The following is a 24,661-nucleotide window of genomic DNA, read 5'->3' as shown; positions in this document are numbered from 1 at the left end:
TACTGCGGCGGATGGACAACTAATTAGATAAGAAAGTTTCCTATCTATGAGTGGGATCACACACCTTCGGCGGACCCTCTGTCAATCCCTGTTACTCTGTGTACGCCCTCGCCGGTCGCAATCCGTACGTACGGATTGCGATACTTCCCCGGCGCGTGGGACGATTGTTCGATGCCACGCGTCAGCCAGGACCACCTCGACGCCCGCCGCCGTCAGATCCTCGACGGCGCACGGACGTGTTTCGCGCGCTTCGGCTACGAGGGCGCGACCGTGCGCAGGCTCGAGGAAGCCACCGGCCTGTCCCGTGGCGCGATCTTCCACCACTTCCGCGACAAGGAATCCCTCTTCCTCGCGCTCGCCGAGGACGAGGCCCGGCGGATGGCCGACGTGGTGGCCGAGCAGGGCCTCGTCCAGGTGATGCGCGACCTGCTGGCGGCGCCTGCCGGCCAGGACCACCCGGCGGACTGGCTGGGCACGCGGCTGGAGGTGTCCCGCAGGCTGCGCACGGACCCGGAGTTCCGCGGCCGGTGGGCCGAGCGGTCCGAGGCGCTGACCGAGGCGACGAGGCAGCGCCTGCAACGGCAGCGCGAAGCCGGGAACCTGCGTGACGACATCGATGTGAAGGTGCTCACGGCGTTCCTCGAACTCGTGCTGGAAGGCCTCGTGTCGCACCTGGCGATGGGCCTGCCCGCCGACGATCTGGAACCGGTGCTCGATCTGGTCGAGGAAAGCGTGCGCCGGCACCGCCGTGGCGTTGAGGTCAGCGACTGACCGCACCTGTCGTGTGTGGACGGTCGGGATCGGCCGGTTGCGCGAGGGGGTACCAAAGGATGAATCGCCGGTAACGGATGTGTGCCAGGATCGGGGCATGCTCACCGACGAACAAGTGGCGGCTCGCACCGACCGGGCGCGTGACGCCGCGGCGGCCGCTGGCCGCGACCTCGGGCTCACGGTCACCGAGCCGCAGGTCCTGTACAGCCTGTTCTCCGTCATCGTGCACCTGAAGCCGTCACCGGTGGTCGTGCGCGTGCCGACGGTCCTGCCCGCGTGGACAACACCCGCCCAGCAACTGGCCAGTCAGCAGCGAGAGCTGGCCGTGGCGGGGTGGCTGGCTGACCGGGGTCACGCCGTCGTCGCTCCAAGCCCGCTTGTCGCGCGTGAGCCGGTCAGCCGTGATGGCTTCTCGATGACGTTCTGGCAGTACGTCGAACAGGTACCGGACGCGGAGCCCGACATGGTCCGTGCCGCTCAGCTCGCCGCGGACCTGCACCAGGCACTGCGCGAGTACCCCGGCGAACTGCCGTTCATGGACTCGTTCCACCCGTTCTTCGACAACTCGTTCGCCTTCCTCGCCGACCGCAGGGACCTGATCAGCCAGGAGGACCTCGACCGCGCGGTGCGGGAATGGGCGGCGGTGAAACCGCTGGTGGAAAGCGAAGCGGCGTTCACGGCGGCGTTCCCTGGCGTGGAGTCGCAGCCCATCCACGGCGATTCGCCACTGTACAACCTCATCGTCACCCCGCGGGGCGAACTCTGCTCGGACTTCGAACTGGTCACCCGCGGCCCGGTGGAGTGGGACCTGTCGTTCGGCGGGCCGGACGCCGAACAGGCCTACGCGCAGGCAGCGGGCAAGCCGTTGAACGAGGACGCACTGCGGTTGTTCGAGGGCATTCGGATGCTGCAGGTAGTGGCGTGCCTGGCGCAGGTGCCGGACATGCCCGCACTGGCCGAGGGCATGAAACCCGCGCTCGACAACTGGCGTGCGCTGCCGTCACTCGCTGAACGCGGCTAGCAGGGCCCTGCGCCGACCAGACAGATTCGACCGTCCCGCGAAGACCGTGTGCTGTGCTGGGACGTGGGAGGCCGTGATGATCGAACACGCGGACACGTACGCACTGGCGGACCGGCTCGCCGCCGAGGACGAAGCGGAACGAGCCGGTCTGCTCGCGCCGGACGACCGGCTGACGTGCCACGTCCACGGCAAGTGGATCCACCAGTGCGTGTCGTCACCGCTGCACGCGCACCCCGTCACGTGCCACCGTTGGTGCCGCGACTGCGAGACCGCGCTGACCGTTGTCGTCGACGAACTCTCGCGGACCGTACGGATGCGGTGCCCGCGTTGCGGCGGCGGAACCAGCGCGGCAACCGTCCGTCTCCTGGCCGCTTGCCGCGCGAGCCTCGCCGAATCTCAGTGACAGCCGAATCTCAGTGATGACAACAGGAACCCGGCCCGGCAACGGGTGCGTCGACGGGTTCCTTCGCGTCCGCTTCGATTTCGGCCAGGATGCGCGTGCGGTCGCGCGGACCGAGGTACCGACCGCGGCAGATCACCGCGTGGATGCGGCTGGTGTTGCTGATGTCGGCCAACGGATCCGCGTCCAGGACGACGAGGTCGGCTTGTTTTCCCGCGGTGACGGTTCCCGCCTGGTGCGCGAGACCGAGGCAACGCGCGGCATCACGGGTCGCCGACTGCAGGGCGGCCATGGGCGGCAACCCCGCCCGCACGAGTAGAGCCAGCTCGTCGTGCAACGCGAACCCGGGCAGAACGTACGCGAAGCCCGCGTCCGTTCCGGCCACGATGCCCACTCCCGCCTCGTGCATCGTGCGCAGCAGCCGCAGCCGGGCGTCACCGAACCGGAGCAGTTCGGCCACTTCCGCCGGGGTGCGCGGCGGGCGGGTCCGCATCATCGCCTGCCATTGCTCCCGCAGGGTCACGGGGATGTAGCGCAACCTGTCGGCAATCACGGGATCGTCGAGGATCGTCTCGGGCGACAGGGACATCTGCCGCTCGACCAGCAGCGTCGGCGACTGCCGGATCCCGCGCCGCGCCATGCTCGTGAACAGCGCTTCGGCTCGTGCCGGGTCATGGGCGGCGACGGCTTCACGTTCGACGCGTTGCGCGTGACGACCGAACCAGTCCGGGCTGTCGCGGTCGTCCGGCAGGCTCGCCAGCCACGAGTACAGCTCGTCCGCGTTGCGCGCTGTGGATGTGAAGAGGTTGTAGAGGTGCTCATGCGTGTGCTGGCGGCGGTCGATCGCGGCCTGAACAGACACGCGAACGGGTACGTGACCGGAGAAACGCAGCCCCAGCCGGGCGGATTCCTCGGCGATCGCCGTGTAGCACTCCGGCGACAGGAAGGAATAGACCTTGATGAAGTCCGCGCCGCCGTCCTTGGCCTCACGCACAGCCGCGCGTGCTTGCGCTGCGGTCCGCACCAGGACGGCGTCGTCCGCCCAGATGCTCGTCGGGCCGTCGATGACGGCGCTGCCGATGACCATTCGCGGGCCGAGCACCTGTCCTGACTCGACGAGCTCACGTACGTCATGGGTTTCCGGCACGCCCCACATCTCGCGGATGCCCGTGACACCGTGCACCACGTGCAGCGCTGGGATCGTGCTGCCGTAGAACGCCGAGTGGGTGTGCAGGTCCCACAACCCCGGGATCACGTGCTTTCCGGCCAGGTCGATCACGCGTACACCGGGCACGCTGGGCAATTCCGGGTGGTGGCCGACCGCGAGGACGCGGTCACCCGCCAGGACCACCGTTGCGTTCTTCTTCGGCGGTTGTCCGGTCGCGTCGATGACCGTCGCCCGCGTCAGCACCGTGATGTCGGCCGATGCCGCGGCCGGTTGCCCGGTCAGCAGCGCGCCGGACGCGGCTCCGAACGTCCCTTTCGCCAGCCAGGACAGGAACTCCCGGCGCCCGACTTCCCCCATTGATGCCCCTTTCCCCGGTTCTCACGGCCAGCGTAGGGGATGATCGTTTCCGCGGCGGAAACGTCGCGGGTGAAGCGGATCCCCGCCGATGGCCGCTGGGCGACCGCGCGCCCGTCCAGTAGCGTCGGACCATGCGGGCGATCCGGCTTTTGCAGCTCACGACGTTCGTCAGCACGTTGGACCGGTTCGTGATGCCGCCGATGCTGATCTCCATCGCCGGTGACCTCGACGCCCCGTTGTCCGAAGTGGTGCGGGCGGCCAGCGTGTACTTCCTCGTGTACGGGCTGATGCAGCTGGTGTGGGGTACGGTCTCGGACTCGCTGGGTCTGGTCAGGACGATGCGGCTGACGATGCTCGCCGCGGCCGTCTCGACGATCACCGCCGCGTTCGTGCTCAGTCCGCTGTGGCTCGCGGTGACCCGTGGGCTGGCCGGCGGGTTCTTCGGCGCCGCCTATCCGGCCAGCCTCGTCTATCTCGGCGACACGGTTCCCGCGCGGGAACGCCAGCCCGAGATCGCCCGGCTGATGGTCGGCACCGCGATGGGCATCGGGCTCGCGTCGGTCGGCGCCGGTCTGGTCGCTCAGCTTCTGTCGTGGCGGGCCGCTTTCGTCGTCACCGGTGTGGCTTCCCTTGTTCTCACTGTGCTTCTGCGGCAGCTCGCGCAGCCACCGATGACCCGCAGGGGCAGCAGCGTCGTCAAGGCCGTCGCCGCGGTGGGCAGGACCAAGGCCGCCGTGTTCGTGCTGCTGATGGCGTTCACCGAAGGCGTTGTGCTGCTTGGCGTTTTGACGTTGCTGCCGCCTGCCGTCGAGCAGTCGGGGACGACACCGGCGGTCGCCGGGGCGGTGACGGCTGTCTACGGGCTGGCCGTGTTCCTGATGACCCGGGTGGTCGTGCGGCTGACCAAACGGTTCCACCCGGCCATTTTCATCGGTGCCGGGGCCATCGCCGCGGTTGTCGCGTGCGCGTTGCTCGCCGTCGGGCAGGATCCGGTGATCACGGCGATCGCCGCTGTCCTGCTCGGACTGGCGTGGACGTCGATGCACTCGTCGCTGCAGACGTGGGCCACCGAGGTCGTGCCCGGCGCCCGTGCCACGATGATCTCCTTGTTCGCCACGGCTTTGTTCGCGGGCAGCGCGGTCGCCGCCGCCGCGGTCGCCGGTCTCGCCGAGGACGGCGCGTACGGCACGATCTTCTTCATCGCGGCCGTTCTCACCGTCCCCTTGGGACTGTTCGGGAGTGTCAGCCGGGCACGGTGGCGCGAACCTTGACCGGCAGCGCGTTCAGGCCGCGCAGGTTGATCCGGTTGTTGTGCTCCACCTCGCCGTCCAGTGACAGCCGCGGGAACCGCCGCACCAGGCGGCCGATCGCGATCTGCCCTTCGAGCCGGGCCAGTGCCGCGCCGAGGCAGTGGTGCGGTCCGCCGCCGAACGACAGGTGGTTGCGGGCCTGCTTGCGCTCCAGGCGCAGTTCGCCCGCGTCCGCGCCGAACATCCGCTCGTCCCGGTTGGCCGCTGCCAGGCAGGCGATCACGAACGAGCCGATCGGGATCTCGGCCCCGTCGACCGAGTACGGCGTGACGATGACCCTCCTGGTCTGCTGCACCGGGGAGTCGTAGCGCAGGAACTCCTCCACCGCGTTGCCGATCAGGTCCGGCCGTCCGCGCAGCAGCTCCAGCTGGCCGGGATCGCGCAGCAGCGCGTGGGTCCCGTTGGCGATCAGGTTCACGGTCGTCTCGTGGCCGGCGACGTACAGCAGGACGACCTGGGAGACCAGTTCGTCCTCGTTGAGCACCTGGCCTTCGTGTTCGGCCGTGATCAACGCGGTCAGCAGGTCGTCCGCCGGGTTGGCGCGTTTCCACGCCAGCAGGTCCCTGGTCAGTTCGCCCAGCTCCACCCTGGCGTCGGCGATCGCCTGCGCGGCCTGCTCGTCGACGACCACCTCCAGCGCCCGCACGAGCGTGCCGGACAGCTCGCGCACCCTGGCGCCGTCGACCGGCGGCAGGCCGAGCATCCGCGAGATCACCGCGAACGGCAACGGGAACGCCAGCTGTTGCACCAGGTCCGAGCTGCCCTGCTCGGCCATCCGGTCGAGCGCGGTGTCCACCAGCTCGACGATCATCGGTTCCAGTGCCGCGATCGCACGCCGGGTGAAGACCTTCGTGACCAGCGCACGCAGCCGTGTGTGGTCCGGTGGGTCGCGGTCGAGCATGGACGCGTTGACGACGCCGGTGATGGTGTCCTGGGCCGCCGCTTCGACCGACTGTCCCGCTCGCAACAGCGCGAGCACGTCGTCGTACCTGCTGAGGAACCAGAAACCCAGCGGGTGGTCCTGCACCGGGTGGCTCTCGGTCAGTTCCTTGTAGTGCGGGTACGGATCACGTGTGAACCCCGGCAGATACGGGTTGAACCACACTCGCTCGGGCTCGGTCACAGCCCCTCCCCACATACGCGGCGTCGGTGACATACACAGCGTATGTCGTATGCTTTGCGCATGTCCAGGGTCGCCAGCCGACGCGAGCAGTACTCACAGGCCACCAGGGCGGCTTTGCTGGCCGCGGCCACCCGCCGGTTCGCCGCCCAGGGCTTCGCGGGCACCTCGCTCGAGGACGTCGCCGCCGACATCCAGGCCACCCGCGGCGCGATCTACCACCACTTCGCCAACAAGACCGCGCTTTTCGAGGCCGTCTTCGACCAGTTGGAGACGGACGCGCTCGACGAGTCCACCGCCGCGGCCGAGCGGGCGGGCGACCCCGCCGAAGCCGCGTACAACGCGTTGGACGCGTTCCTGGAGCGCTGCTGCGACCCGGTGTACGGCAGGCTCGTCTGGCAGGAGGGCCCGATCGCGCTCGGCTGGCCGCAGTGGCTGGGGACCGAGAAGATGCTGGCGTACGGCTTCATCGAGCGCCTGATGGACGAGCTGATGGAGTCGGGCCACCTGGAACGGCAGCCGCTGCCCACCACGACCCGGCTGGTCTTCGGCATGCTGACCGCGGCGGCGATGACGCTGGCCAACGCGGCCGAAGAGACCAAGCCGCAGCTCAAAACGGAGTACCTGGACATGATCAGCCGTCTGCTCGGCGCACTGCGCGCCGAGCCGGGCACGACCTGACGGCGGTGGCTCCGAATAGCCGCCATGACACCGCACTCCCCGCGACGCGGCGACACCACCCGCTGCGCGGAAACCGCGACCGCCTGGGCGAGAATCACGGCCATGCGCGGCGACCGATTACCGAGGTCCCCCGTGACGGTCGTGCTCCCCGACCGGGACACCATCGTGTCCACAGTGGACGGAATTGTCGTCGTCGGCAGCGCGCGCACCGGCCCCCAGGCAGTCCGCGCGGTCCTCGACCACCGGCCTGACGTGCTCGTCCTCGATCCGCACGACGCCGGGATGAACACCATCCGCGACGTGGTGCGCGCCGCGCCGGACACGGCGGTGCTGGTCCTGTCCGCGCTCGACGACGACACCTCGATCCGCGCGGCGGTCAAAGCGGGCGCACGCGGCTACCTGGTCAAGGGCACCGAGAAGGCGTGCATCGTCCCCGCGATCCGGGGCATGGCGGACGGCGAGGTGATCTTCGGCGCCGGGATCGCCTCGCGCATCGGCGACCTGCTCACCCGCACCGACGAACTGACCACACGGGAAAGCCGGATACTGGAGTTGTTGCGGGACGGGCTGTCCACCACGGCCATCGCCCGCGATTTGCGGCTGGCGCCCAAGACCGTGCGCAACAACCTGTCGTCGGTCTACACCAAGCTCGGGGTGTCCGGCCGCACCGAGGCGATCGCCGCCACCGGCGGCGACCAGGCTGGCGGCGACCAGACTGGTCGCGCCCGGTCATGACTGCGGGTCACGGAACTTCTCGTCGATGTCGGGCACCCAGAACGCGGCCTCCAGCGTGCGCAGCTTCGCCCACCGGCCGAGCCTGCGGCCCTGCACGACCAGCGCGCCGAAGCCGATCAGGAAGATCACCGCGCACGTCACCGCGAACACCGGGCTGCGGCTGGTGAACAGTTCGACGACCGCGACGACCGCCGCGATGAGGAACGGCGGCGCGCAGTTGCGCAGCATCAGGCCGGACGCGCGGAGCCTGGTCACGTCGGCGGCGACCTCGGTGTCGTTCGTCTGGATCGCGGCGAGCAGCAGGAACGGGTCGGCTTCGACGTACTCCCGCTTCCTGGCCGCCGGGTTGCGCTCGAGGAAGGCCGCTGTCACCTCCCCGCCGCGGCGGCGCGGCAGGACCTTGTTCACGAAATGGCCGAGCGGGTAGGCGAGGTAGCCGAGCACGTAGCTCACCAGGACGAGCCCGATGACCAGCAGCACGGTCGGCGTCCTGGTCGCCGCGGCCATGTCGATCCACTGCGCGCGTGCCGCGATGTAGGTGAACAACGCCAGGTAGAACGACCCCGGGATGGCGTAGGTGAACAGTTCGAAGATGCCGACTGCGATGGTCACCGGGACATCCAAACAGGTGCCCCGGTGACCACCACAGGGGTCAGCCGGCCAGGCCGCGCCGATACGCCTGCACATATCGGCGCGGCACGGCCAGTTTCCGGCCGTCCGGCGTGGTGACGGCGACGAGATCGGGCGCGCCGGCCTTCCACCGCGCCCTGCGGTGCCTGGTGTTGCTGCGGGACTTCTTGCGCTTCGGGACGGCCATCAGCGCTTCCTGTCGCCGTAGCGCTGGCGGAACTTCTCGACCCGGCCCGCGGTGTCGACGAGCCGCTGTTTGCCGGTCCAGAACGGGTGGGAGTCGGCGGTCACGTCGACCACGATCAGCGGGTACGTGTTGCCGTCCTCCCATTCGACGGTCTTGCTGGACGTGGCCGTCGACCTGGTCAGGAAGACCGTTCCGGTGGAGCCGTCCTTGATGACGACCGGGTGGTAGTCGGGGTGGATGCCTGGCTTCATGGCACCGAGGCTACCCTAGTTGGCAATGGTTGTCGTTTTCAGGAGGTGGACGTGGCGAAGAAGTCGAAGATCGCCAAGGACAAGCAGCGCCGCGAGATCGTGGCCAGGTACGCCGAACGGCGAGCCGAGCTCAAGGAGATCCTGCGCTCCCCCGGCTCGTCGGCGGAGCAACGCACGGCCGCGGAAGCCGAACTGCGCCGTCAGCCCCGGGACGCCAGCGCCACCCGGCTGCGCAACAGGGACGTGGTGGACGGACGGCCACGCGGATATCTGCGCGCCTTCGGGCTGTCCCGGGTCCGCCTGCGCGGGATGGTGCACAACGGCGAGTTGCCCGGCGTCCGCAAGTCCAGCTGGTAGGGCCCGCTCAGCGCCAGTCCTGTGCCGCTGCCCACTGGCTGAGTGTCGTTGTGCCGCGTCGCACGATCGCCGGGTCGGGCAGGGGCGCGGGGTGCTCGTACGACCCGGCGATCGCGGCGGCGACCTCGGATCCCAGATATGGCAGCAGAAGCGCCTCATACTCCGCGGGAGTGACTGTCCGCCAACGCACTGACGGCCCGAGCGCGGCGGCGGTCTGGTCGCCCGTCAGGTCCTGCGGGCCCGCGACGGCCTGGACGCGGGGCGGGGTCGGTGCCGTGAGCAGGTCCCTGATCACCGCGGCGACATCGCCCGCGGTCACCCACGGCACAGCCAGCTCAGCGGGCAGTGGGTAGCGGAGTTCGCCCGCGGCGACCAACGGCGTGGACCACGGCGCGGCGAGGTTCTCGGCGTACGTCATCGCAGGCCCGACCAGCGCGACGGTCTCGACGAGGTTCGGGAGTTCCTTGCTCAGCAACACCTTGGCATCCACGTACGGCACACCGATCGGTTCGTCCGGCACGGTGGCACTCCGGTTGAACACCACTCGCGGCACCGGCTGCCGACCCAACGCCGACAACACCGCATCGGCTTGCGTGAGCGCGGTTTCGTCGAAGACGAGCGGCAACTGCAGGACGACGGCGTCCACGCCGGTGTACGCCGTGACCAGCGCGTCGATGTCGGCCAGGTCGGCGGCGGCGGCTTCGGCGCCGGGCACGTCAGCGGGCTTGCGGGCCACAGCGCGGACCTCGTGCCCGGCGGCGAGCAGGTCACGGACCACGGCCGAGCCCTGCGAGCCGGTCGCGCCGTGCACGGCGATCGTCAACGAGTTCATGCCGTGAAGTTAGTTTCCGGATTGAAGCAGTACCCAGAAAGTGCCATAGTTTCATCATGGAAACCGCGCTTGACCAGCAGGTTCATCAGGAGCTGATGGACGCGCGCACCGACCCGGCGCAGTCCTGCGGGGTCGCCAGGACCCTTCAGGTGCTCGACGGGAAGTGGACGACGCTGATCGTGCGCGAACTGCTGGCCGGGCCGTTGCGGTTCACGCAGCTGCGGTCAGCGCTCGGTGACATCAGCGCGAAGACCCTGACCGACCGGCTGCGCGCCCTCGAGCACCAGGGCATCCTGACGCGCACCATCCACGCCGAGGTCCCGCCCCGCGTGGTCTACGAACTCACCGAGCAGGGCCGGAGCCTCCAGGTAGTGCTGCACGCGATGCTGCGCTGGGGCCGCGCCCACCCCGCGTGACCGATCAGAGCGTGACGACCGTGCCGGTGCGCCGCGCGTGTTCGGCCGCCCAGACAAGCCGGTGCGAGTCCAGGCTTTCCCTGCCGTCGGTCAGGATCGCCCCGGCGTCGCCGGTGCGGACCGCCGTGATGAAGGCGTCGACGATGCCCTGGTCGCCGCCGCCGTGCCCGTCGGCCGCCGTGGCGCCGCCGTACGCGCCCGGGTCGATCACCTCGGGGCCGGTGAGGAAATCGTGGACGGCGATGGTCTCCCCGTCCCCGTCGATCGAGCCGCGCGTCCCGAAGATCCTCGTCTTGCGGTGTGCCGCGGGGGCGAACGCCGTCATCGTGAACGACGCCGTCACGCCGCCGGTGTACTCGATGTTGACGACCTGATGATCAACCACGTCGTTGTCACACGAGTAGACACAGCGCCCGTACGGTCCTTCACGCAACGCCGTCATCAGGCCCTCGGCCGTGCGGTCCATCGTGACAATGGACAACGGCCAGCCCTTGTCCGGACGGTCGAGGTACGGCGTGTAGATCTTGGGCGCCGAGTACGGGCAGGTTGATTCGACCGCGCAGTCCAGGCAACGGTCCGCCGCGCCTTCCGGTTTGCGCTCCGGCCGGAACTCGTACAACCCGCCGAAGGACGACACACGCTCGGCCGGCCTGCCGATGATGTACGCCAGCCAGTCCAGGTCGTGGCACGACTTGGTCATCAGCATGAAGCTCGACTCGTCCTCACGCCGCCAGTTGCCGCGGACGTAGGAATGCGCCTGGTGCCACCAGCCCACCGGTTCCAGGTGCTCGACGCTGACGATGTCGCCGATCCGCCCGCTGCCGATCACCTGCTTGAGCGCGCGGGAGTACGGCGTGTACCGCAGCACGTGGCACACAGCCAGCAGCACGTCCGCGTCCTCGGCGGCACGCACGATCCGTTCGCAGTCGGCCTCCGTGGTGGCCATCGGCTTCTCCAGCAGCAGGTGATAGCCGCGCCTGGCCAGTTCGACCGCCGGTTCGACGTGGTCCTTGTCCTGGGTGGCGATCACCGCGACGTCCGCCAGCCTCGGCCGGTCGAGCAGCTGCCGCCAGTCCTCGAAGACACCGTCGGCGGGCACGCCGTGGGTGTCCACGAACATCTCGCGCGCCTCAGGACGCGGTTCGGCGACGGCGACAACCCGCGCGTGCCCGGTCCGTTCGGCCGCTTCGGCGTAGTTCCTGCCCCGGCTGCCTGCCCCGACGATGAGAACACTTACCTGCTCCGGCACCCTGCGGCCCCCGTCCGATCGGCTCCGGTGAAAACTCCTGAAAGAATTCTCGCGGGTGATGTCCGGACCGCGCATCCGGTTTCGACGTCTCTGGCGTATCGCACCCCGGAGAGGAGCACGACCGTGAAGTACATGATCATGATGATGGGCTCGCAGCGCGACCTCGACATGCTCACCGCCAACGGCCAGGCCGACCGTCGGCCGTGGACGCTCGAGGAGGCACAGGCGTTGCACAAGTTCATGCGCGATTGGAACAACGCGCTGGTCGAGTCCGGTGAGTTCGTCGAAGCCCACGGTCTGAGCGCGCCCGCCCACGCCCGCCGGGTGTCCGTGCGGGACGGTGTGCCGGTGGTGACCGAAGGGCCGTACCCGGAGACGCAGGAAGTCCTCGTCGGGTACACGATCGTCGACTGCGAGAGCTTCGACCGGGCCACCGAGATCGCGGCTCAGCTGGCCGACACCCCGTTCCCGGAGCACGCCCAGCTCGACCGGCCGTGGTACGTGGACGTCCGGCCGATCGACGACCAGGCGCCCGAGCCGGAGGTCTGATGCCCTCCCCCGCGATCGAGGACCTGCTGCGCGCCCTCGCGCCGCAGGTCCTCGGCGCGGTCGTGCGGCGCTACGGCCACTTCGACACGGCCGAGGACGCCGTCCAGGAGGCGCTGCTGGCCGCGGCCACCCAATGGCCGGCCGACATGCCCGGCAACCCGCTGGGGTGGCTGATCACGGTGGCGTCCCGGCGGTTGACGGATCTGCTGCGCACCGAGCAGGCCCGGCAGCGGCGGGAGGACGCGGTCGCCCAGTGGGTGCTGCCCGGCGACTGGCTCGCCCCGGCCGCGGACCGGCGGCCGTCGGACTCCGACGACACGTTGATCCTGCTGTTCCTGTGCTGCCACCCGTCGCTGTCCCCGGCGTCGCAGATCGCGTTGACCCTCCGGGCCGTCGGGGGTCTGACCACGGCGGAGATCGCACGCGCTTTCCTGGTCCCGGAAGCGACGATGACGCGGCGGATCAGCCGGGCCAAACAGTCCGTCAAGGACAGCGGGGTGCCGTTCGCCGTTCCGCCGGCAACCGCGCGGTCCGAACGGCTCGGCGCGGTGCTGCACACCCTGTACCTGATCTTCAACGAGGGATACGCGAGCACGTACGGACCGGATCTGCAGCGCGCGGATCTCGCGGCCGAGGCGATCCGGCTGACGCGGCTGGTGCACCGGCTGCTGGGCGATGACTGCGAAGTCACCGGGTTGCTGGCGTTGATGCTGCTGACCGACGCCAGGCGGCCCGCTCGCACGTCGGCGGGCGGCGACGTGGTCCTGCTCGCCGATCAGGACCGCGCGTTGTGGGACTCGGCGCTGATCGCGGAGGGCGTCGAGCTGATCAGCTCGGTCCTGCCGCGTGGCCAGGCCGGGCCGTACCAGCTGCAGGCGGCCATCGCGGCCGTGCACGACGAGGCACCGTCCTACCCGGACACCGACTGGGCCCAGATCGCCGCGCTGTACGAGGTTCTGCTGGGCATGACCGGGAATCCGATGACCGCGCTCGGGCACGTCGTCGCGGTGGCGATGGCGCGCGGCGCGGCCGACGGGCTGGCGCTGCTGGACGAGCTCACCGCGTCGATCGGCGGTCACTACCGGTACTTCGCCGTCCGCGGTCACCTGCTGGAGATGCTCGGCGACGCGGCCGGGGCCCGTGCGGCGTACGTGTCCGCCGGGGAGATCGTGACCAGCGAACCGATGCGGCGGTACCTCTTCGGCAAGGCGTCCGCGCTGGCCGGGTGAGCTCACAGCATGAGACGGGCCCGGATGTCGGCGGCGCGCGGGTCGGCCAGTTCCTCGTACAGCGCCAGAGCGGCCAGCCAGGCCTTCTCCCCCAGCCTGGTGTCGCCGACGTCGCGCAGGATGTCGCCGCGCCTGGTCAGCGAGTCGGCCTCGCCCCACCTGTCCCCGACCGCACGCCGCACCACCAGCGACCGGCCCACGCAGTCCAGGGCTTCGCTGTGCTCGCCCAGTGCCACGTGCACGTCGGCCATGGCGACCAGCTTGCGGCCCTGTCCGTAGAGGTCGTCGATCTCCTCGCACATCCGCAACGCCCGGCGTGCTGTCGAGAGCGCCTCGTCGAACTCGCCGCGCACCCGGTGGACCTCGCTCAAGGCGAGCACGGACGCGGCCTGCCCTTCGACGTCGCCCAAGCGGGCGAACAACGTCAGCGCCTGCTCGGCGTACTGCCTGGCCTGGCCGGCTTCGCCGCGGTCGATCGCCAGCGCGGCGAGACCTTCCAGGATCCACGCCCGGCCGTGCGAATCGCCGATCTCGTCGCGGACTGCCATGGCGTCCGCGTAGAGCGCGGCGCTGCGGTCGAAGTCGCGGACCCACCGGCACGCCAGCGCCAGGTTCGTCTGCACCCATGCCCTGGCCCGCCGGTCCGGGGTGTCCAGCGCCAGTTCGTGCCCGGCGATCCACGTCCCCCACGGCTTGCGCAGCAGGAGGTAGTCGAACATGGCCACGGCCAGTTGCCACACCGCGTCCTGGAAACCGTTCTCCCTGGCCATGCGTGCGACCGGCACCATGTTCGGCAGTTCCGCGTCGCACCAGCGTGACGCCGACACCTGGTCGTCGAACACCATCGCTGTGACAGCAGTCCGCGGCAGTTCGAGCACGTGCACGCGGAACGGCGCCATCGCCTCGTTGGCCGCCAGCGCGCTGTGCAGGTACCACTCAGTCAGCCGCCGCACGGCCGCGAGCCGTTCGTCGTCGCTGTCCTCGACGCGGGAGCATTCCCTGCCGTAGAGCCGAAGAAGGTCGTGCAGGCGGTACCATTCCCGACCGGCCTGTTCGACCAGGTGCATGCTCGCCAACGACTTCAGCAACGACTGTGCCCGCTGGTGCGTCTCGCCGGTCAGCGCGGCGGCTGCCGAGACGCACACGAGCGTCCCCGGATGCAGGCTGACGAGCCGGAACATCCGTGCGGTCGCCGTGTCGAGGCCGCGGTAGGACCACGAGAACACCGTCCGCACGGCTGAGTCGTCGTCCACGACGGCCAGGTCCTCGGCCAGTTGCCGGATCGGCACGCCTGGCCGGTTGTTGACCTGCTCGGCCGCGATCCGCAGCGCCAGCGGCACGTGCGCGCAGCGGTGGGACAGTTCGGCCAGCGCGTCGACGTCGCCCGCGCGCTCGCCCGTGATCATGGTGGAGAGCAACCGGGCGGAGTCGATGCTGCTCAACGGGCCGAGCGCGACGCGTGTCGAATGGATCCGGACTGCGAGTCCCGACAGGCGGTTGCGGCTCGTCACGATCACAGCGCATCCGCACCCGCCTGGCAGCAGGTGCTTGACCTGTCCGGAGTTGGCCGCGTTGTCCAGCACCACCAGGACCCGGCGCTGGGCGAGCACGGAACGCAGCAGCGCCGCCCGGCCCGCCAGCCGCGCCGGGATCTCGTCGGGCGGAACCTCCAGCGCACCGAGGAACTCCTCCAGCGCCTGCTCGGGCGGGACCGGGACACCGTCGTCGGAGAACCCGTTCAGGTCGATGTAGAGGTGACCGTCCGGGAAGCCCGCGGCGACGTCGCCGGCCAGCCGCAGAGCCAGCGCTGTCTTGCCCGTGCCCGGTGGGCCTTCGATCGTGACCACGCGTACCGAGCCGGAGTCTTCCTCGCGCAGCGCCTCGGCCAGTTTGCGCAGTTCTTCCTTGCGCCCGACGAAGCTGGCGGTCGCCGCGGGCAACTGGGCCGGCCGGACCGGCTGGGCGTGGGTGAGGGCGATCAGGCTGCCGCCCGCCTCGAGCACCTCGTCGCAGCGGCGGGCCAGTTCGGCGGACGGCGGCGCGCCGTTCTTGATCTTGATCAGCCAGCCGGGGGTGTAGCCGGTGAGCCTGGCCAGCTTGCGCCACGACAGGCCCCGCCTGGCCAGCAGCAGGTCGAGCTCTTGGCTGAACGCGGTCACAGCAGGTCCGCCAGCCGGCTGTAGGCCTGGTCGAGCGCCTCGGCCGGGTCGCCTCGCGGGTCACTGGCCCAGTCGAGCAGGACACCGAGGCCGACGCCGATGATGGCGTCGGCGAGGATCCGCGCGGCCGGGCCGGGCACGCGGGCCTGCATGGCGTCGGCGATCACGCCCCGGCTGCGGGCGATCAGGCCGAGGTTCGCCGCCCACACCTCCGGGATCGTCAGCATCGCGAGGTCGCGTTCGTAGCGCGCCGCGCGGTCCTCCGGCGAGAAACCGGTGAACACAGCGTGGAAGGCGGCACGCATGGCCTCGACCGGGGACACGCCGGGCGGCTGGGCCGCGACGGCGGCGCTCATCGCGTCGGCGATGGAGTAGTAGTCGTCGAGCACGGCCAGGTCTTCCTTGGTCGGGAAGTAGCGGAACACCGTGCTCGGCGCGACCTCGGCGGCCTCGGCGATCTGCTCGACCGTGGTCGCCTGGAAGCCGCGCTCCTTGAACAGGCGCAGCGCGTGCTGCTGGATGGCGGTCCTCGTTCTGGCCTTCTTGCGTTCCCGCAGCCCGGTCGCTGGTTGATCCACAAGCAGCAGGATAACCCCGCACGTGGAGCACCCTCTCCTTTGACAGCTTGCTGTCAAATCGGAGTAGACTCTCAAAATATGACGGAATCAATCCCGAGCCCCACCACACGACCCATCACCCTGCCTTCGGAACGTACGCCCGGCTGTCCCTTCGACCCACCGCCCGAACTGATGAACCTCCCGCCGGTCAGCCCGTTGCAGTTCGCCGACGGGCACGTCGGCTGGCTGGTCACGGGCTACTCGGCGGCGCGGACAGTCCTGATCGACCCGCGGTTCTCCACCCGCCCCGAGCTGAAACGACCCGTCTTCGGCATCGCGCCCCGCCCGGGAGGCGCACGGAAACCGGCCGCCCCCGGCTGGTTCGTCGGCATGGACGCGCCCGAGCACACCCGGTACCGGCGGCTGCTGCTCAGCGAGTTCACGGTGCGCCGGATCAAGCAGCTCGAGCCGCGGATCGAGGAGATCACCGCACAGCGCCTCGACGCGATGCGGGCAGCGGGCCCGCCGGCCGACCTGGTCAAGGAGTTCGCGCTGCCGATCCCGTCGCTGGTGATCTGCGAACTGCTCGGCGTCCCGTACTCCGATCACGCGTTCTTCGAGGAGCAGAGCAGGGCCATCGTCCGCTTCGACACCACCCAGGACGCGATCATGGCCGCGCTGGGCACGCTGTCGGGCTACCTGCGCGAACTGGTCGTCGGCAAACGGGCCCGTCCCGCGGACGACATGCTCGGCAGGCTGATCACCGGGACGGACCTCGACGACGAGGAGCTGACGAACATCGCGCTCGTGCTGCTCGTCGCCGGGCACGAGACGACCGCGAACATGCTGTCCGTCGGCACTTTCGCGTTACTGCAGCACCCCGGGCAGATCGCGCGGCTGGGCAGCCCCGACGCGGTCGAGGAACTGCTGCGGTACCTCACGATCGTCCACCTGGGAACCCCGGTGCGGGCAGCGCTGACCGACGTCGAATTGGAGGGCGCGCTGATCCGCGAGGGCGACTCGGTCGTGCTCGGCCTGCCCGCGGTCAACCGCGACGCCGAGTTGTTCGGCGATCCCGGTGAACTGCGGCTCGACCGGGACGACGCCCGCAGGCACCTCGGGTTCGGTGCCGGCATCCACCAGTGCCTCGGCCAGCAACTGGCCAGGGTGGAGATGCGGATCGGCTACACCAGGCTGTTCGAGCGGTTCCCGACCCTGCGGCTCGCGATCCCGCCGGAGGAAGTCGTCATGCGCGACACGGCCGTCGTGTACAGCGCGCAGGCCCTTCCCGTTGCGTGGGACGCATAACGGTCGGACCAGGCGACCTCGCCGCCCGCAGGATCGCGGTCAGCACCTCGGGCTAGTTCTCGTCGGCCAGTGCCAGGTAGAGGTCGACCCGGTCGCCGAACCGGCCGGGGTCGCGCCCGGTCAGCTCGGTGATCCGGGTTATCCGGTACCGCAGGGTGTTGACGTGCACGTGCAGTTCGGCGGCGGCCTGCGTCCACGAGCCGGAGTGTTCCAGGAAGACCCGCAACGTCCTGGTCAGCTCGGACTTGTGTGTTTCGTCGTATGCGGACAGCGGGCCGATGATCTGGTTGCGGAACGAGCGGCGCAGCTCGTCCGGCACGGCGGCGAGCAGCAACAGGTGCGACGCGACCTCGTCGCCCGCCATCACGGTCACGCGGCCCGGTGAGCGTTCCGCGAGTTTGCGGGCGTACCGCGCTTGCAGGACCGCCGCGCGCAGTCCGTTGGCGTCCGCGCAACGGCCCAGGCCGAGCACCAGCCCGTCCGGTCCGAACGCCGGCTGCATCACGCGGACCATGTCCTTGAGTTCCGCCGCGATGGGCTCCGTCGTGCCCAGCAGCCCGAAGACCTCGTCATCGACTGCGCCGACGAGCGCGGGCCCGGCGAAGGCCGACAGCAGGTCGTCCAGCACGGCCGCGGCCCTGCCGGACGCGGCCACCGTGACGATCTCGGTCCCGCCGAGCTCGGTCGCCGCCAGCCGGGACTGGATCTCGCTGGGGGTGGTCTGTTCGGCGAGCACCAGGCGCAGCAACGGTCGCGCCGCGCGGTTCTCGATCCGGCGCGCCTCGTCCAGCCGGGACCGTTCCAGCTCGACCAGGGTCGCGAGCTCGGCGGCCACGCCCTGGCGTTCGGTCGGCCACGTCCGGTGATCGCCCGCGACGACGAGGAACCAGCCGAGCGCCCGCTGTTTGCTCGTCGTCGCGTACACCGAGAACTCGTCGGCCACGACGGGCATCCGCTTCGACCGCAGCGCGCGTTTGACGAGCGCGGCGGGATCGCGGAGTTCGGCTGTTGCGGCGATCACGCGGCCCGCCGAGCTGATCACCCAGCTGTCCGCGCCGAGTTCCGTCGCGCCCGCGGCCACCAGGGCCGCCAGCCCGCCCCCGGCCGTGACCACGGCGACCAGGCGCCGGTGCCGGTCCAGGTTCGGCGTGGCTCGTTCGGCCGCCAGGCCGAGGATCACGCGCTCGCTGATCGTGGCGAACGAGATGTGCACCGGGACCACGAGCAGCGGCAGATTGTGCCGCTCGCAGGCGTCGACGACGTGCTGCGGCAGCACCCCGTCCGCTTCGGCCGTTCCCGCGCCCAGTGCCGTCACACCGGCTTCGGCCAGACCGGCGACGAACGCCTCGGAGTCGTCCGGGCTCTGCCACCACTCCATCCCGCTGAGCACCAGCTCGCCACCGGTCAGGAACCGGCGCGGGTCGCGCAGCGTCGCGGTGAAGACCCTGGTGATCGGCCGGTCCGCGACGTCCGCACCGACACGCAGCTCCAGGCCGAGTTCGGCGGTCGTCAGCAATGTCGCGAGGTTCACCGCCGCTCCTGGTGCCGTCCCGTCGTCCTCGTTGTCGCAGGCCAGGCTAATCCACCCACGTTTGGAGGAATCTCCAAAACAGTACGCCTGCGTCCACCCGGTTTTCATGGTTTTCACCGCTGGCGGCCGGACGCGCCGGATTGTTGACTGGGTCACATCCGCCGCAGGTGAGAGGAGGCCAGGTGCTGCCACGACTGTCCATCGAGCAGCTGTTGGCGTGCTGCGCGTCGCGCCGGTGGGCGCTGCGCATGGACGCCGCCGCGCCCTACCCGGACGTGGCGGAACTGCTGGCCACGGCGGACGCCGAACTCGCGGCCCTCGGCTGGCGGGACGTCACCGAGGCACTGGCCGCCCACCCGCGCATCGGCCAGCGGCCGACCGGGACCGGCCAGGAGGCCGAATGGTCGCGCCATGAGCAGGCCGCGGCCGTCGGTTCGGACGCCGAACTGGCGGCGGCGAACGAGGCATACGAACGCAAGTTCGGCCGTGTGTTCCTGATCAGCGCCGCGGGGCGGGCAGCTGACGAAGTGCTCGCCGAGTCGCGCAGGCGTTTGGCCAACAACGAGGTGGCCGAACGGGACGAGGTCCGGCGTGAGCTGGCCGCGATCGTCCGGGGCCGCCTGGCAAGGTGTGCCGGATGAGTCTGTCCACGCATGTGCTCGACGCGGCGGCCGGACGGCCCGCGGCGGGTGTCGCGGTCCGGCTGGAGAGCCGGGACGGGACCGAGCTGGCGTCGGGGACGACCGACGCGGACGGCCGGATCACCGGCTGGGACCCGCCTGCGGGCGTGCACCGGCTGGTGTTCGAGGTCGACACACCGTTCTACCCCGAGGTCGTGGTGACGTTCCGGGTCACCGACCCCGGCGAGCACTACCACGTGCCGCTGCTGCTCAGCCCGTTCGCGTACTCGACCTATCGGGGCAGTTGATCAGGAAGGACTGGCGATGGCCATCGTTCTCGGCGAGAACCAGTACGGGAAGGCCGAAACCCGGCTCGTCCGCGTCGACCGCGACGCGGACGAGCACCGGCTGGTCGACCTCAACGTCAGCACCGCGCTGTCCGGTGACCTCACCGAAACCCACCTGACCGGTGCCAACGACAAGGTCCTCGCCACCGACACGCAGAAGAACACCGTCCTGGCGTTCGCCCGCGACGGTGTCGGGCAGATCGAGACCTTCGGCCTGCGGCTGGCCAGGCACTACGTCGGGCAGCTGGCGAGCATCCACCGCGCCCGCGTGGAGATCGAGCAGTACCCGTGGACCCGGCTCGGGCCGCACTCGTTCACCCGCTCCGGCGAGGGAACGCGGCTCGCGACGGTCGTGTTCGACGGGGAAGCGACGGTCGAAGGCGGTATCAAGGACCTGACGGTGCTGAACACCACCGACTCTGAGTTCTGGGGGTATCCGCGTGACGAGTACACGACGTTGCCGGAGACCAAGGACCGGATCCTGGCGACCGCGGTGAACGCGCGCTGGCGGTTCTCGTCCACGCAGGTGGAGTGGGCCGAGGCGTACGCGACGGCTCGGGCGAGCCTGCTCGACGCGTTCGCGACCACCTACAGCTACTCGTTGCAGCAGACGCTGTTCGCGATGGGCAAGCGGGTGCTGGAGAACGTGCCGGACATCGCCAGTGTCCGGCTGAGCCTGCCCAACCAGCACCACTACCTGACCGATCTGTCGCCGTTCGACCTGGACAACCCCGGTGTGGTGTTCCACGTCGGCGACCGGCCTTACGGCCTGATCGAGGCCGAAGTCGTACGGGAGACGTGATGGAATTCCTCAACCCGGGCAGCGTGGCCGAGGCGCTGGCGCTCAAGGCCGCCACGCCGGCGGCGGTGCCGATCGCCGGCGGCACGGACGTGATGGTGGAGCTGAACTTCGACCACCGCCGCCCGCCCGCTCTGCTGAACCTGAACCGGATCGGCGAGCTGCACACGCATTCCACTGTGGACGGACGGGTGCGGATCGGCGCGTGCGTGCCCTACAGCCGGATCATCACCGAACTCGGCTCGGTCCTGCCGGGCCTGGCCATCGCGTCGCGGACGGTCGGCTCGCCGCAGATCCGCAACCGCGGCAGTGTCGGCGGCAACCTGGGCGCCGCGTCCCCCGCGGGCGATTCGCATCCCGCGTTGCTGGCGACGGACGCGGTCGTGGAGATCGCGTCGACCCGGGGTGTGCGGATGGTCCCGGCCAACGATTTCTACGTCGGCGTGAAGCGCAACGTGCTGGAACCCGACGAGCTGATCACGGCCGTGCACGTGCCACCGGCGACCGGTCCGCAGCAGTTCAGCAAAGTCGGCACGCGCAACGCCATGGTGATCGCGGTCTGCGCGTTCGCCATCGCCCTGCACCCCGAGCAGAAGCGGGTGGGTACCGGGATCGGGTCGGCCGCGCCGACGCCGTTGCGGGCCTGCGAAGCCGAGGAGTTCTTGAACGCCGAACTGCCGTGGGGCTCGCCGGACGGCTTGCCGGACTCGTTGAACAGGCGGTTCGGGGAGCTCGTGGCGCAGGCGGCGTCGCCGATCGACGACGTGCGCGGCACGGCGTCCTACCGGCGGCACGCACTGGCCGTGATGGCCCGCCGCACGTTGAGCTGGGCGTGGAGTGAGTACAGGAGGTCCGCACAATGCGCGTGAACGTGACTGTCAACGGTGTCCAGCGTCAGGCCGACGACGTGTGGCCGGGCGAGAGCCTGCTGTACGTGCTGCGCGAACGACTGGGGCTGCCAGGCGCCAAGAACGCGTGTGAACAGGGCGAGTGTGGCTCGTGCACGGTGTACCTCGACGATGTCCCGGTCTGTTCCTGCCTGGTCGCGGCCGGTCAGGCCGAGGGACGCGAGGTGCGCACGGTCGAAGGCCTCGCCGAGGGCGAGGACCTGCATCCCGTGCAGCAGGCGTTCGTCGACCGGGGCGCGGTGCAGTGCGGGTTCTGCACACCCGGGCTGATCGTCGCCGCGCACGACCTGATCGAGCGGACCGCGGAGCCGACGGACGCCGAGATCCGCGAGGCGCTGGCCGGGAACCTGTGCCGCTGCACGGGCTACGAGAAGATCCTCGACGCGGTCCGTGAGGCCGCGGCGAAGAAAGCCGGTGTGGTATGACCACCGGCGGGATCGGTGAGAGTCCACTTCGGCCGGACGGCGGCCTGAAGGTACGCGGCCAGTACGCGTACTCCTCGGACCTGTGGCTGGAGAACATGTTGTGGGGGGCGACTTTGCGCAGCCCGCACCCGTCCGCCCGGATCCTGTCGGTCGACACGTCCGCCGCGCTGGCGATGCCGGGCGTGCACACCGTGCTGACGTACAAGGACGTGCCCGGCGAGAACGTCTACGGTCTCAAGCTGCGGGACACCCCGGTGCTCGCCGAGGAGATCGTGCGCTACCAAGGCGAACCGGTCGCGCTGGTCGCCGCCGAGCACCCGGAGACCGCGCTCAGGGCGACCAAGGCGATCAGGGTGGAGTACGAGGTCTTCGAACCCGTGCTCGACGCCGAACTGGTCGCCCGCTCCCCTGACGCGCCCAAGGTGCACCCGGGCGGGAACCTGGTGCGTCACCAGCGGATCCTGAAGGGCGACCCGGACGCGACGGCCGATGTCGTGGTCAGCGGTGTGTACGAGATCGGCATGCAGGATCAGGCGTTTCTCGGTCCGGAATCGGGTTTGGCCGTGCCGGACGGTGACGGCGTGCACCTGTACCTGGCCACGCAGTGGCTGCACGTGGACCAGCGGCAGACCGCCAAGGCGCTGGGCCTGCCGGTCGAGAAGGTCAAGCTGACGATGTCCGGGGTGGGCGGCGCGTTCGGCGGCCGGGAGGACCTGTCGATCCAGGTCCACGCGTGCATGCTCGCGCTGCGGACCGGGCGGCCGGTGAAGATGTCCTACAACCGGCAGGAGTCGTTCTTCGGGCACGTGCACCGGCACCCGGCGAAGATGTACTACGAGCACGGCGCCACAGCCGAGGGCGACCTGGTCTACGTGCGAGCGCGCCTGTACTTCGACGGCGGCGCCTATGCCTCGAAGACGCCGGTTGTCGTGGGCAACGGCACGACGCTGGGTGTGGGGCCGTACAACGTTCCCAACGCCAGGATCGAAGCGTGGGGCGTGTACACCAACAACCCGCCCTGCGGCGCGATGCGGGGACTGGGCGCGGTCCAGCCGACCTACGCCTACGAGTCCCAGATGGACAAGCTGGCGGCCGCACTGGGCATGGATCCGGCCGAGCTGCGGATCCGCAACGCGATGAGCGAGGGCTCGACCACGGTCACCGGCCAGGTGGTGGACTTCCCCGCGCCGGTCGCCGAGCTGATCCAACGGGTCAAGGACCTCCCGTTGCCGGAGCCGTCCGGCAGTGACATCCTCCAGCTCCCCGGCGGAGCCGCGAACACGACACACGGCGAAGGCGTGGTGCGTGGCGTCGGATACGGCGTGACCATCAAGAACATCTCGTACGCCGAAGGCCTGGACGACTACTCCACGGCCCGGGTGCGGCTGGAAGTGATCGACGGCGAGCCGGTCGCGACCGTGCACACCGCCGCGGCCGAGGTGGGCCAGGGCCTGATCACCGTGCAGCAGCAGATCGCCAGGACCGAACTCGGTGTCCAGCAGGTCGTCCTGCACCCGTGCGACACCGATGTCGGCGACGCCGGGTCAAGCTCCGCGTCACGCCAGACGTACGTCACCGGCGGCGCTGTCCGCAACGCGTGCCGTGCCGTTCGTACGAGGCTCCAAGAGCTGGCCGGATCCGAGGACATCCCGGACATCGCCGCCGTTCTCGGCGACACCGTGATCGAGGAGACCCGCGAGTACCACCACCGCGAGACGTACCCGCTGGATCCGGCGACGGGACAGGGCAACGCCCACGTGCAGTACGGGTTCTCCGCGCACCGGGCGGTCGTCGACGTGGACACCGAACTCGGCCTGGTCAAGGTCGTGCGGCTGGACTGCGCGCAGGACGTGGGCAAGGCGATCAACCCGGACGCGGTCGTCGGCCAGATCCACGGCGGCTCCGCGCAGGGCCTCGGCCTGGCGGTGATGGAGGAGATCCAGGTCGCGAACGGCAAGATCCGCAACCCGTCGTTCACCGATTATCTGATCCCGACCATCCTCGACATGCCGCCGATGACCGTGGACGTGGTCGAACGGCCCGATCCGCACGCGCCGTACGGTGTGCGCGGGGTCGGCGAGCCGCCGACGATCTCCGCGACACCGGCGATCGCCAACGCGATCAGGGCCGCGACCGGGCTGGAGCTGCCCCGCGTGCCCATCCGCCCCGAGCACATCATCGACCTGACCAACGAGGGAAGCTGACACATGTCGGAATCAGAGTGGCTGCGCCGGTGCATCGACCTGGCGGCGGAGAACGTCGCCGACGGCGGCGGGCCGTTCGGCGCGCTCGTGGTGAAGGACGGCCAGATCGTCAGCACAGGCGTCAACCTGGTCACCCCCACGCTGGACCCGACCGCGCACGCCGAGGTCGTCGCGATCCGCCGCGCGTGCCAGGAGCTGAACACGTTCAAGCTGGACGGCTGCGTGCTGGTGTCCTCGTGCGAGCCGTGCCCGATGTGCCTGAGCTCCTCGCTGTGGGCACGGGTCGACCGGATCGTCTACGCGGCCGACCGGCACGACGCGGCCAAGGCCGGGTTCGACGACCTCGCCTTCTACGAACTCTTCGAACGCCCCCGGGACTCCTGGCAGCTACCCGTGCGCCAGGTGTCCGAAGTGGACGGATTCAAGCCGTTCACGGCATGGCTGGAGCGCCCCGACCGGGTCGAGTACTGAGCCATTCCCGCACGCGCTGACCGGAGCGCGTTCTCCATTCACGAACGTTTGCCCACCGGCAAGGGGAAC

At 69.9% G+C, this 24,661-nt stretch carries 28 protein-coding genes; 18 read left to right on the top strand and 10 right to left on the bottom strand.

Annotated elements, in window-relative coordinates; all coding sequences use genetic code 11:
- The first annotated feature begins 171 nt into the window (after positions 1-171).
- The 3 genes from AOZ06_RS19990 to AOZ06_RS19980 all read left to right on the top strand — a co-directional run bounded on the left by AOZ06_RS19990 (position 172) and on the right by AOZ06_RS19980 (position 2,195).
- On the top strand, positions 172-771 hold the full coding sequence (locus AOZ06_RS19990) for a TetR/AcrR family transcriptional regulator (protein WP_054290797.1): 600 nt from the start codon (positions 172-174) through the stop codon (positions 769-771).
- Positions 772-868: 97 nt separating this feature from the next.
- Positions 869-1,792, top strand: coding sequence for an aminoglycoside phosphotransferase family protein (locus AOZ06_RS19985; protein ID WP_054290796.1), 924 nt, complete (start codon positions 869-871; stop codon positions 1,790-1,792).
- 76 nt (positions 1,793-1,868) lie between these two features.
- Complete coding sequence (locus tag AOZ06_RS19980) at positions 1,869-2,195, top strand: hypothetical protein (RefSeq protein WP_054290795.1); 327 nt, start codon at positions 1,869-1,871, stop codon at positions 2,193-2,195.
- Positions 2,196-2,205: 10 nt separating this feature from the next.
- Here AOZ06_RS19980 and AOZ06_RS19975 read toward each other — a convergent pair whose 3' ends face one another.
- On the bottom strand, positions 2,206-3,717 hold the full coding sequence (locus tag AOZ06_RS19975) for an amidohydrolase family protein (protein ID WP_054290794.1): 1,512 nt from the start codon (positions 3,715-3,717) through the stop codon (positions 2,206-2,208).
- 131 nt (positions 3,718-3,848) lie between these two features.
- On the opposite strand from AOZ06_RS19975, the gene AOZ06_RS19970 reads away from it, so the two are divergent.
- Positions 3,849-4,988 carry an MFS transporter gene (locus AOZ06_RS19970; RefSeq protein ID WP_054290793.1) on the top strand — a complete coding sequence of 380 codons (1,140 nt, stop codon included), beginning with the start codon at positions 3,849-3,851 and terminating at the stop codon, positions 4,986-4,988.
- Here AOZ06_RS19970 and AOZ06_RS19965 read toward each other — a convergent pair.
- Positions 4,960-6,150 carry a cytochrome P450 gene (locus AOZ06_RS19965; protein WP_236952300.1) on the bottom strand — a complete coding sequence of 397 codons (1,191 nt, stop codon included), beginning with the start codon at positions 6,148-6,150 and terminating at the stop codon, positions 4,960-4,962. The genes AOZ06_RS19970 and AOZ06_RS19965 overlap by 29 nt on opposite strands.
- Positions 6,151-6,210: 60 nt before the next feature.
- Here AOZ06_RS19965 and AOZ06_RS19960 point away from each other — a divergent pair, with 60 nt between their 5' ends.
- On the top strand, positions 6,211-6,828 hold the full coding sequence (locus AOZ06_RS19960; protein ID WP_054290791.1) for a TetR/AcrR family transcriptional regulator: 618 nt from the start codon (positions 6,211-6,213) through the stop codon (positions 6,826-6,828).
- 24 nt (positions 6,829-6,852) lie between these two features.
- Positions 6,853-7,563: a LuxR C-terminal-related transcriptional regulator gene (locus AOZ06_RS19955; protein WP_218922024.1), complete on the top strand. Its 711-nt coding sequence runs from the start codon at positions 6,853-6,855 to the stop codon at positions 7,561-7,563.
- Here the strand turns inward: AOZ06_RS19955 and AOZ06_RS19950 are convergent.
- Genes AOZ06_RS19950 through AOZ06_RS19940 form a run of 3 tightly spaced genes read right to left on the bottom strand, consistent with a single transcriptional unit; the run spans position 7,558 to position 8,631 of the window.
- Positions 7,558-8,175 carry a hypothetical protein gene (locus AOZ06_RS19950; protein ID WP_054290789.1) on the bottom strand — a complete coding sequence of 206 codons (618 nt, stop codon included), beginning with the start codon at positions 8,173-8,175 and terminating at the stop codon, positions 7,558-7,560. The genes AOZ06_RS19955 and AOZ06_RS19950 overlap by 6 nt on opposite strands.
- Positions 8,176-8,215: 40 nt before the next feature.
- The gene (gene rpmF, locus AOZ06_RS19945; RefSeq protein ID WP_054290788.1) at positions 8,216-8,380 is read right to left on the bottom strand and encodes a 50S ribosomal protein L32; all 165 of its coding nucleotides are present in this window, start codon (positions 8,378-8,380) and stop codon (positions 8,216-8,218) included.
- A complete protein-coding gene (locus AOZ06_RS19940; protein ID WP_054290787.1) occupies positions 8,380-8,631 on the bottom strand; it encodes a type B 50S ribosomal protein L31 in 252 nt (83 codons plus the stop codon). Before AOZ06_RS19940 ends, rpmF begins: the two co-directional genes overlap by 1 nt.
- A 51-nt stretch (positions 8,632-8,682) precedes the next feature.
- Between AOZ06_RS19940 and rpsN the strand changes: the two genes are divergently transcribed.
- A complete protein-coding gene (gene rpsN / locus AOZ06_RS19935; protein WP_054296765.1) occupies positions 8,683-8,988 on the top strand; it encodes a 30S ribosomal protein S14 in 306 nt (101 codons plus the stop codon).
- Positions 8,989-8,995: 7 nt separating this feature from the next.
- Here rpsN and AOZ06_RS19930 read toward each other — a convergent pair whose 3' ends face one another.
- Positions 8,996-9,820: an SDR family oxidoreductase gene (locus AOZ06_RS19930; protein WP_054290786.1), complete on the bottom strand. Its 825-nt coding sequence runs from the start codon at positions 9,818-9,820 to the stop codon at positions 8,996-8,998.
- A gap of 56 nt (positions 9,821-9,876) precedes the next feature.
- On the opposite strand from AOZ06_RS19930, the gene AOZ06_RS19925 reads away from it, so the two are divergent.
- Positions 9,877-10,236: a winged helix-turn-helix transcriptional regulator gene (locus AOZ06_RS19925; RefSeq protein WP_225954777.1), complete on the top strand. Its 360-nt coding sequence runs from the start codon at positions 9,877-9,879 to the stop codon at positions 10,234-10,236.
- Positions 10,237-10,240: 4 nt separating this feature from the next.
- Here the strand turns inward: AOZ06_RS19925 and AOZ06_RS19920 are convergent, their stop codons facing one another.
- Positions 10,241-11,485: a Gfo/Idh/MocA family protein gene (locus tag AOZ06_RS19920; RefSeq protein WP_054290785.1), complete on the bottom strand. Its 1,245-nt coding sequence runs from the start codon at positions 11,483-11,485 to the stop codon at positions 10,241-10,243.
- A 132-nt stretch (positions 11,486-11,617) separates the two neighbouring features.
- Between AOZ06_RS19920 and AOZ06_RS19915 the strand changes: the two genes are divergently transcribed.
- Both AOZ06_RS19915 and AOZ06_RS19910 read left to right on the top strand, forming a co-directional pair.
- Entirely contained in the window at positions 11,618-12,034 is a 417-nt protein-coding gene (locus tag AOZ06_RS19915; RefSeq protein ID WP_225955142.1) for a YciI family protein, read from the top strand.
- Entirely contained in the window at positions 12,034-13,263 is a 1,230-nt protein-coding gene (locus tag AOZ06_RS19910; RefSeq protein WP_054290783.1) for an RNA polymerase sigma factor, read from the top strand. The genes AOZ06_RS19915 and AOZ06_RS19910 overlap by 1 nt, the downstream gene beginning before the upstream one ends.
- Before the next feature lie 2 nt (positions 13,264-13,265).
- Here AOZ06_RS19910 and AOZ06_RS19905 read toward each other — a convergent pair whose 3' ends face one another.
- Together AOZ06_RS19905 and AOZ06_RS19900 are read right to left on the bottom strand one after the other, a co-directional pair.
- Positions 13,266-15,422, bottom strand: coding sequence for a tetratricopeptide repeat protein (locus tag AOZ06_RS19905; protein WP_054290782.1), 2,157 nt, complete (start codon positions 15,420-15,422; stop codon positions 13,266-13,268).
- Positions 15,419-16,000 carry a TetR family transcriptional regulator gene (locus AOZ06_RS19900; RefSeq protein WP_218922023.1) on the bottom strand — a complete coding sequence of 194 codons (582 nt, stop codon included), beginning with the start codon at positions 15,998-16,000 and terminating at the stop codon, positions 15,419-15,421. The genes AOZ06_RS19905 and AOZ06_RS19900 overlap by 4 nt, the downstream gene beginning before the upstream one ends.
- A gap of 78 nt (positions 16,001-16,078) precedes the next feature.
- On the opposite strand from AOZ06_RS19900, the gene AOZ06_RS19895 reads away from it, so the two are divergent.
- Complete coding sequence (locus AOZ06_RS19895) at positions 16,079-17,287, top strand: cytochrome P450 (RefSeq protein WP_054290781.1); 1,209 nt, start codon at positions 16,079-16,081, stop codon at positions 17,285-17,287.
- A 52-nt stretch (positions 17,288-17,339) separates the two neighbouring features.
- On the opposite strand, the gene AOZ06_RS19890 is transcribed toward AOZ06_RS19895, so the two are convergent.
- Entirely contained in the window at positions 17,340-18,818 is a 1,479-nt protein-coding gene (locus AOZ06_RS19890) for a PucR family transcriptional regulator (protein WP_054290780.1), read from the bottom strand.
- 182 nt (positions 18,819-19,000) lie between these two features.
- Here AOZ06_RS19890 and AOZ06_RS19885 point away from each other — a divergent pair, with 182 nt between their 5' ends.
- From AOZ06_RS19885 to AOZ06_RS19855, 7 genes are read left to right on the top strand one after another with little or no spacing between them, the layout of a single operon-like run.
- On the top strand, positions 19,001-19,459 hold the full coding sequence (locus AOZ06_RS19885) for a 2-oxo-4-hydroxy-4-carboxy-5-ureidoimidazoline decarboxylase (protein ID WP_218922022.1): 459 nt from the start codon (positions 19,001-19,003) through the stop codon (positions 19,457-19,459).
- Positions 19,456-19,746, top strand: a complete 291-nt coding sequence (gene uraH, locus AOZ06_RS19880; RefSeq protein ID WP_054290778.1) for a hydroxyisourate hydrolase — start codon at positions 19,456-19,458, stop codon at positions 19,744-19,746. The genes AOZ06_RS19885 and uraH overlap by 4 nt, the downstream gene beginning before the upstream one ends.
- 16 nt (positions 19,747-19,762) lie before the next feature.
- A complete protein-coding gene (gene pucL, locus AOZ06_RS19875) occupies positions 19,763-20,587 on the top strand; it encodes a factor-independent urate hydroxylase (RefSeq protein WP_054290777.1) in 825 nt (274 codons plus the stop codon).
- Entirely contained in the window at positions 20,587-21,453 is an 867-nt protein-coding gene (locus AOZ06_RS19870; protein WP_054290776.1) for an FAD binding domain-containing protein, read from the top strand. The genes pucL and AOZ06_RS19870 overlap by 1 nt, the downstream gene beginning before the upstream one ends.
- Positions 21,444-21,917, top strand: coding sequence for a (2Fe-2S)-binding protein (locus AOZ06_RS19865; protein WP_054290775.1), 474 nt, complete (start codon positions 21,444-21,446; stop codon positions 21,915-21,917). The genes AOZ06_RS19870 and AOZ06_RS19865 overlap by 10 nt, the downstream gene beginning before the upstream one ends.
- Positions 21,914-24,121 carry a xanthine dehydrogenase family protein molybdopterin-binding subunit gene (locus AOZ06_RS19860; protein ID WP_054290774.1) on the top strand — a complete coding sequence of 736 codons (2,208 nt, stop codon included), beginning with the start codon at positions 21,914-21,916 and terminating at the stop codon, positions 24,119-24,121. The genes AOZ06_RS19865 and AOZ06_RS19860 overlap by 4 nt, the downstream gene beginning before the upstream one ends.
- A 3-nt stretch (positions 24,122-24,124) precedes the next feature.
- Positions 24,125-24,592: a nucleoside deaminase gene (locus AOZ06_RS19855; protein ID WP_054290773.1), complete on the top strand. Its 468-nt coding sequence runs from the start codon at positions 24,125-24,127 to the stop codon at positions 24,590-24,592.
- Positions 24,593-24,661 lie beyond the last annotated feature (69 nt).

The sequence above is a fragment of the Kibdelosporangium phytohabitans genome, from assembly GCF_001302585.1.
Classification (GTDB): domain Bacteria; phylum Actinomycetota; class Actinomycetes; order Mycobacteriales; family Pseudonocardiaceae; genus Kibdelosporangium; species Kibdelosporangium phytohabitans.
Note: the sequence above shows the minus strand (reverse complement) of the source record. Positions and strands in the feature narration are given on the sequence as shown.

Excerpts from the sequence above, each read along its gene's own strand:
- pucL (WP_054290777.1), top strand. The coding sequence starts at position 19,763 with ATGGCCATCGTTCTCGGCGAGAACCAGTACGGGAAGGCCGAAACCCGG.
- AOZ06_RS19930 (WP_054290786.1), bottom strand. The coding sequence starts at position 9,820 with ATGAACTCGTTGACGATCGCCGTGCACGGCGCGACCGGCTCGCAGGGC.
- AOZ06_RS19895 (WP_054290781.1), top strand. The coding sequence starts at position 16,079 with ATGACGGAATCAATCCCGAGCCCCACCACACGACCCATCACCCTGCCT.
- AOZ06_RS19855 (WP_054290773.1), top strand. The coding sequence starts at position 24,125 with ATGTCGGAATCAGAGTGGCTGCGCCGGTGCATCGACCTGGCGGCGGAG.
- AOZ06_RS19940 (WP_054290787.1), bottom strand. The coding sequence starts at position 8,631 with ATGAAGCCAGGCATCCACCCCGACTACCACCCGGTCGTCATCAAGGAC.
- AOZ06_RS19985 (WP_054290796.1), top strand. The coding sequence starts at position 869 with ATGCTCACCGACGAACAAGTGGCGGCTCGCACCGACCGGGCGCGTGAC.
- AOZ06_RS19910 (WP_054290783.1), top strand. The coding sequence starts at position 12,034 with ATGCCCTCCCCCGCGATCGAGGACCTGCTGCGCGCCCTCGCGCCGCAG.
- AOZ06_RS19975 (WP_054290794.1), bottom strand. The coding sequence starts at position 3,717 with ATGGGGGAAGTCGGGCGCCGGGAGTTCCTGTCCTGGCTGGCGAAAGGG.
- AOZ06_RS19970 (WP_054290793.1), top strand. The coding sequence starts at position 3,849 with ATGCGGGCGATCCGGCTTTTGCAGCTCACGACGTTCGTCAGCACGTTG.
- AOZ06_RS19870 (WP_054290776.1), top strand. The coding sequence starts at position 20,587 with ATGGAATTCCTCAACCCGGGCAGCGTGGCCGAGGCGCTGGCGCTCAAG.
- AOZ06_RS19955 (WP_218922024.1), top strand. The coding sequence starts at position 6,853 with ATGACACCGCACTCCCCGCGACGCGGCGACACCACCCGCTGCGCGGAA.
- AOZ06_RS19990 (WP_054290797.1), top strand. The coding sequence starts at position 172 with ATGCCACGCGTCAGCCAGGACCACCTCGACGCCCGCCGCCGTCAGATC.
- AOZ06_RS19915 (WP_225955142.1), top strand. The coding sequence starts at position 11,618 with ATGATCATGATGATGGGCTCGCAGCGCGACCTCGACATGCTCACCGCC.
- AOZ06_RS19925 (WP_225954777.1), top strand. The coding sequence starts at position 9,877 with ATGGAAACCGCGCTTGACCAGCAGGTTCATCAGGAGCTGATGGACGCG.
- rpmF (WP_054290788.1), bottom strand. The coding sequence starts at position 8,380 with ATGGCCGTCCCGAAGCGCAAGAAGTCCCGCAGCAACACCAGGCACCGC.
- AOZ06_RS19860 (WP_054290774.1), top strand. The coding sequence starts at position 21,914 with ATGACCACCGGCGGGATCGGTGAGAGTCCACTTCGGCCGGACGGCGGC.
- AOZ06_RS19960 (WP_054290791.1), top strand. The coding sequence starts at position 6,211 with ATGTCCAGGGTCGCCAGCCGACGCGAGCAGTACTCACAGGCCACCAGG.
- uraH (WP_054290778.1), top strand. The coding sequence starts at position 19,456 with ATGAGTCTGTCCACGCATGTGCTCGACGCGGCGGCCGGACGGCCCGCG.
- AOZ06_RS19865 (WP_054290775.1), top strand. The coding sequence starts at position 21,444 with ATGCGCGTGAACGTGACTGTCAACGGTGTCCAGCGTCAGGCCGACGAC.
- AOZ06_RS19980 (WP_054290795.1), top strand. The coding sequence starts at position 1,869 with ATGATCGAACACGCGGACACGTACGCACTGGCGGACCGGCTCGCCGCC.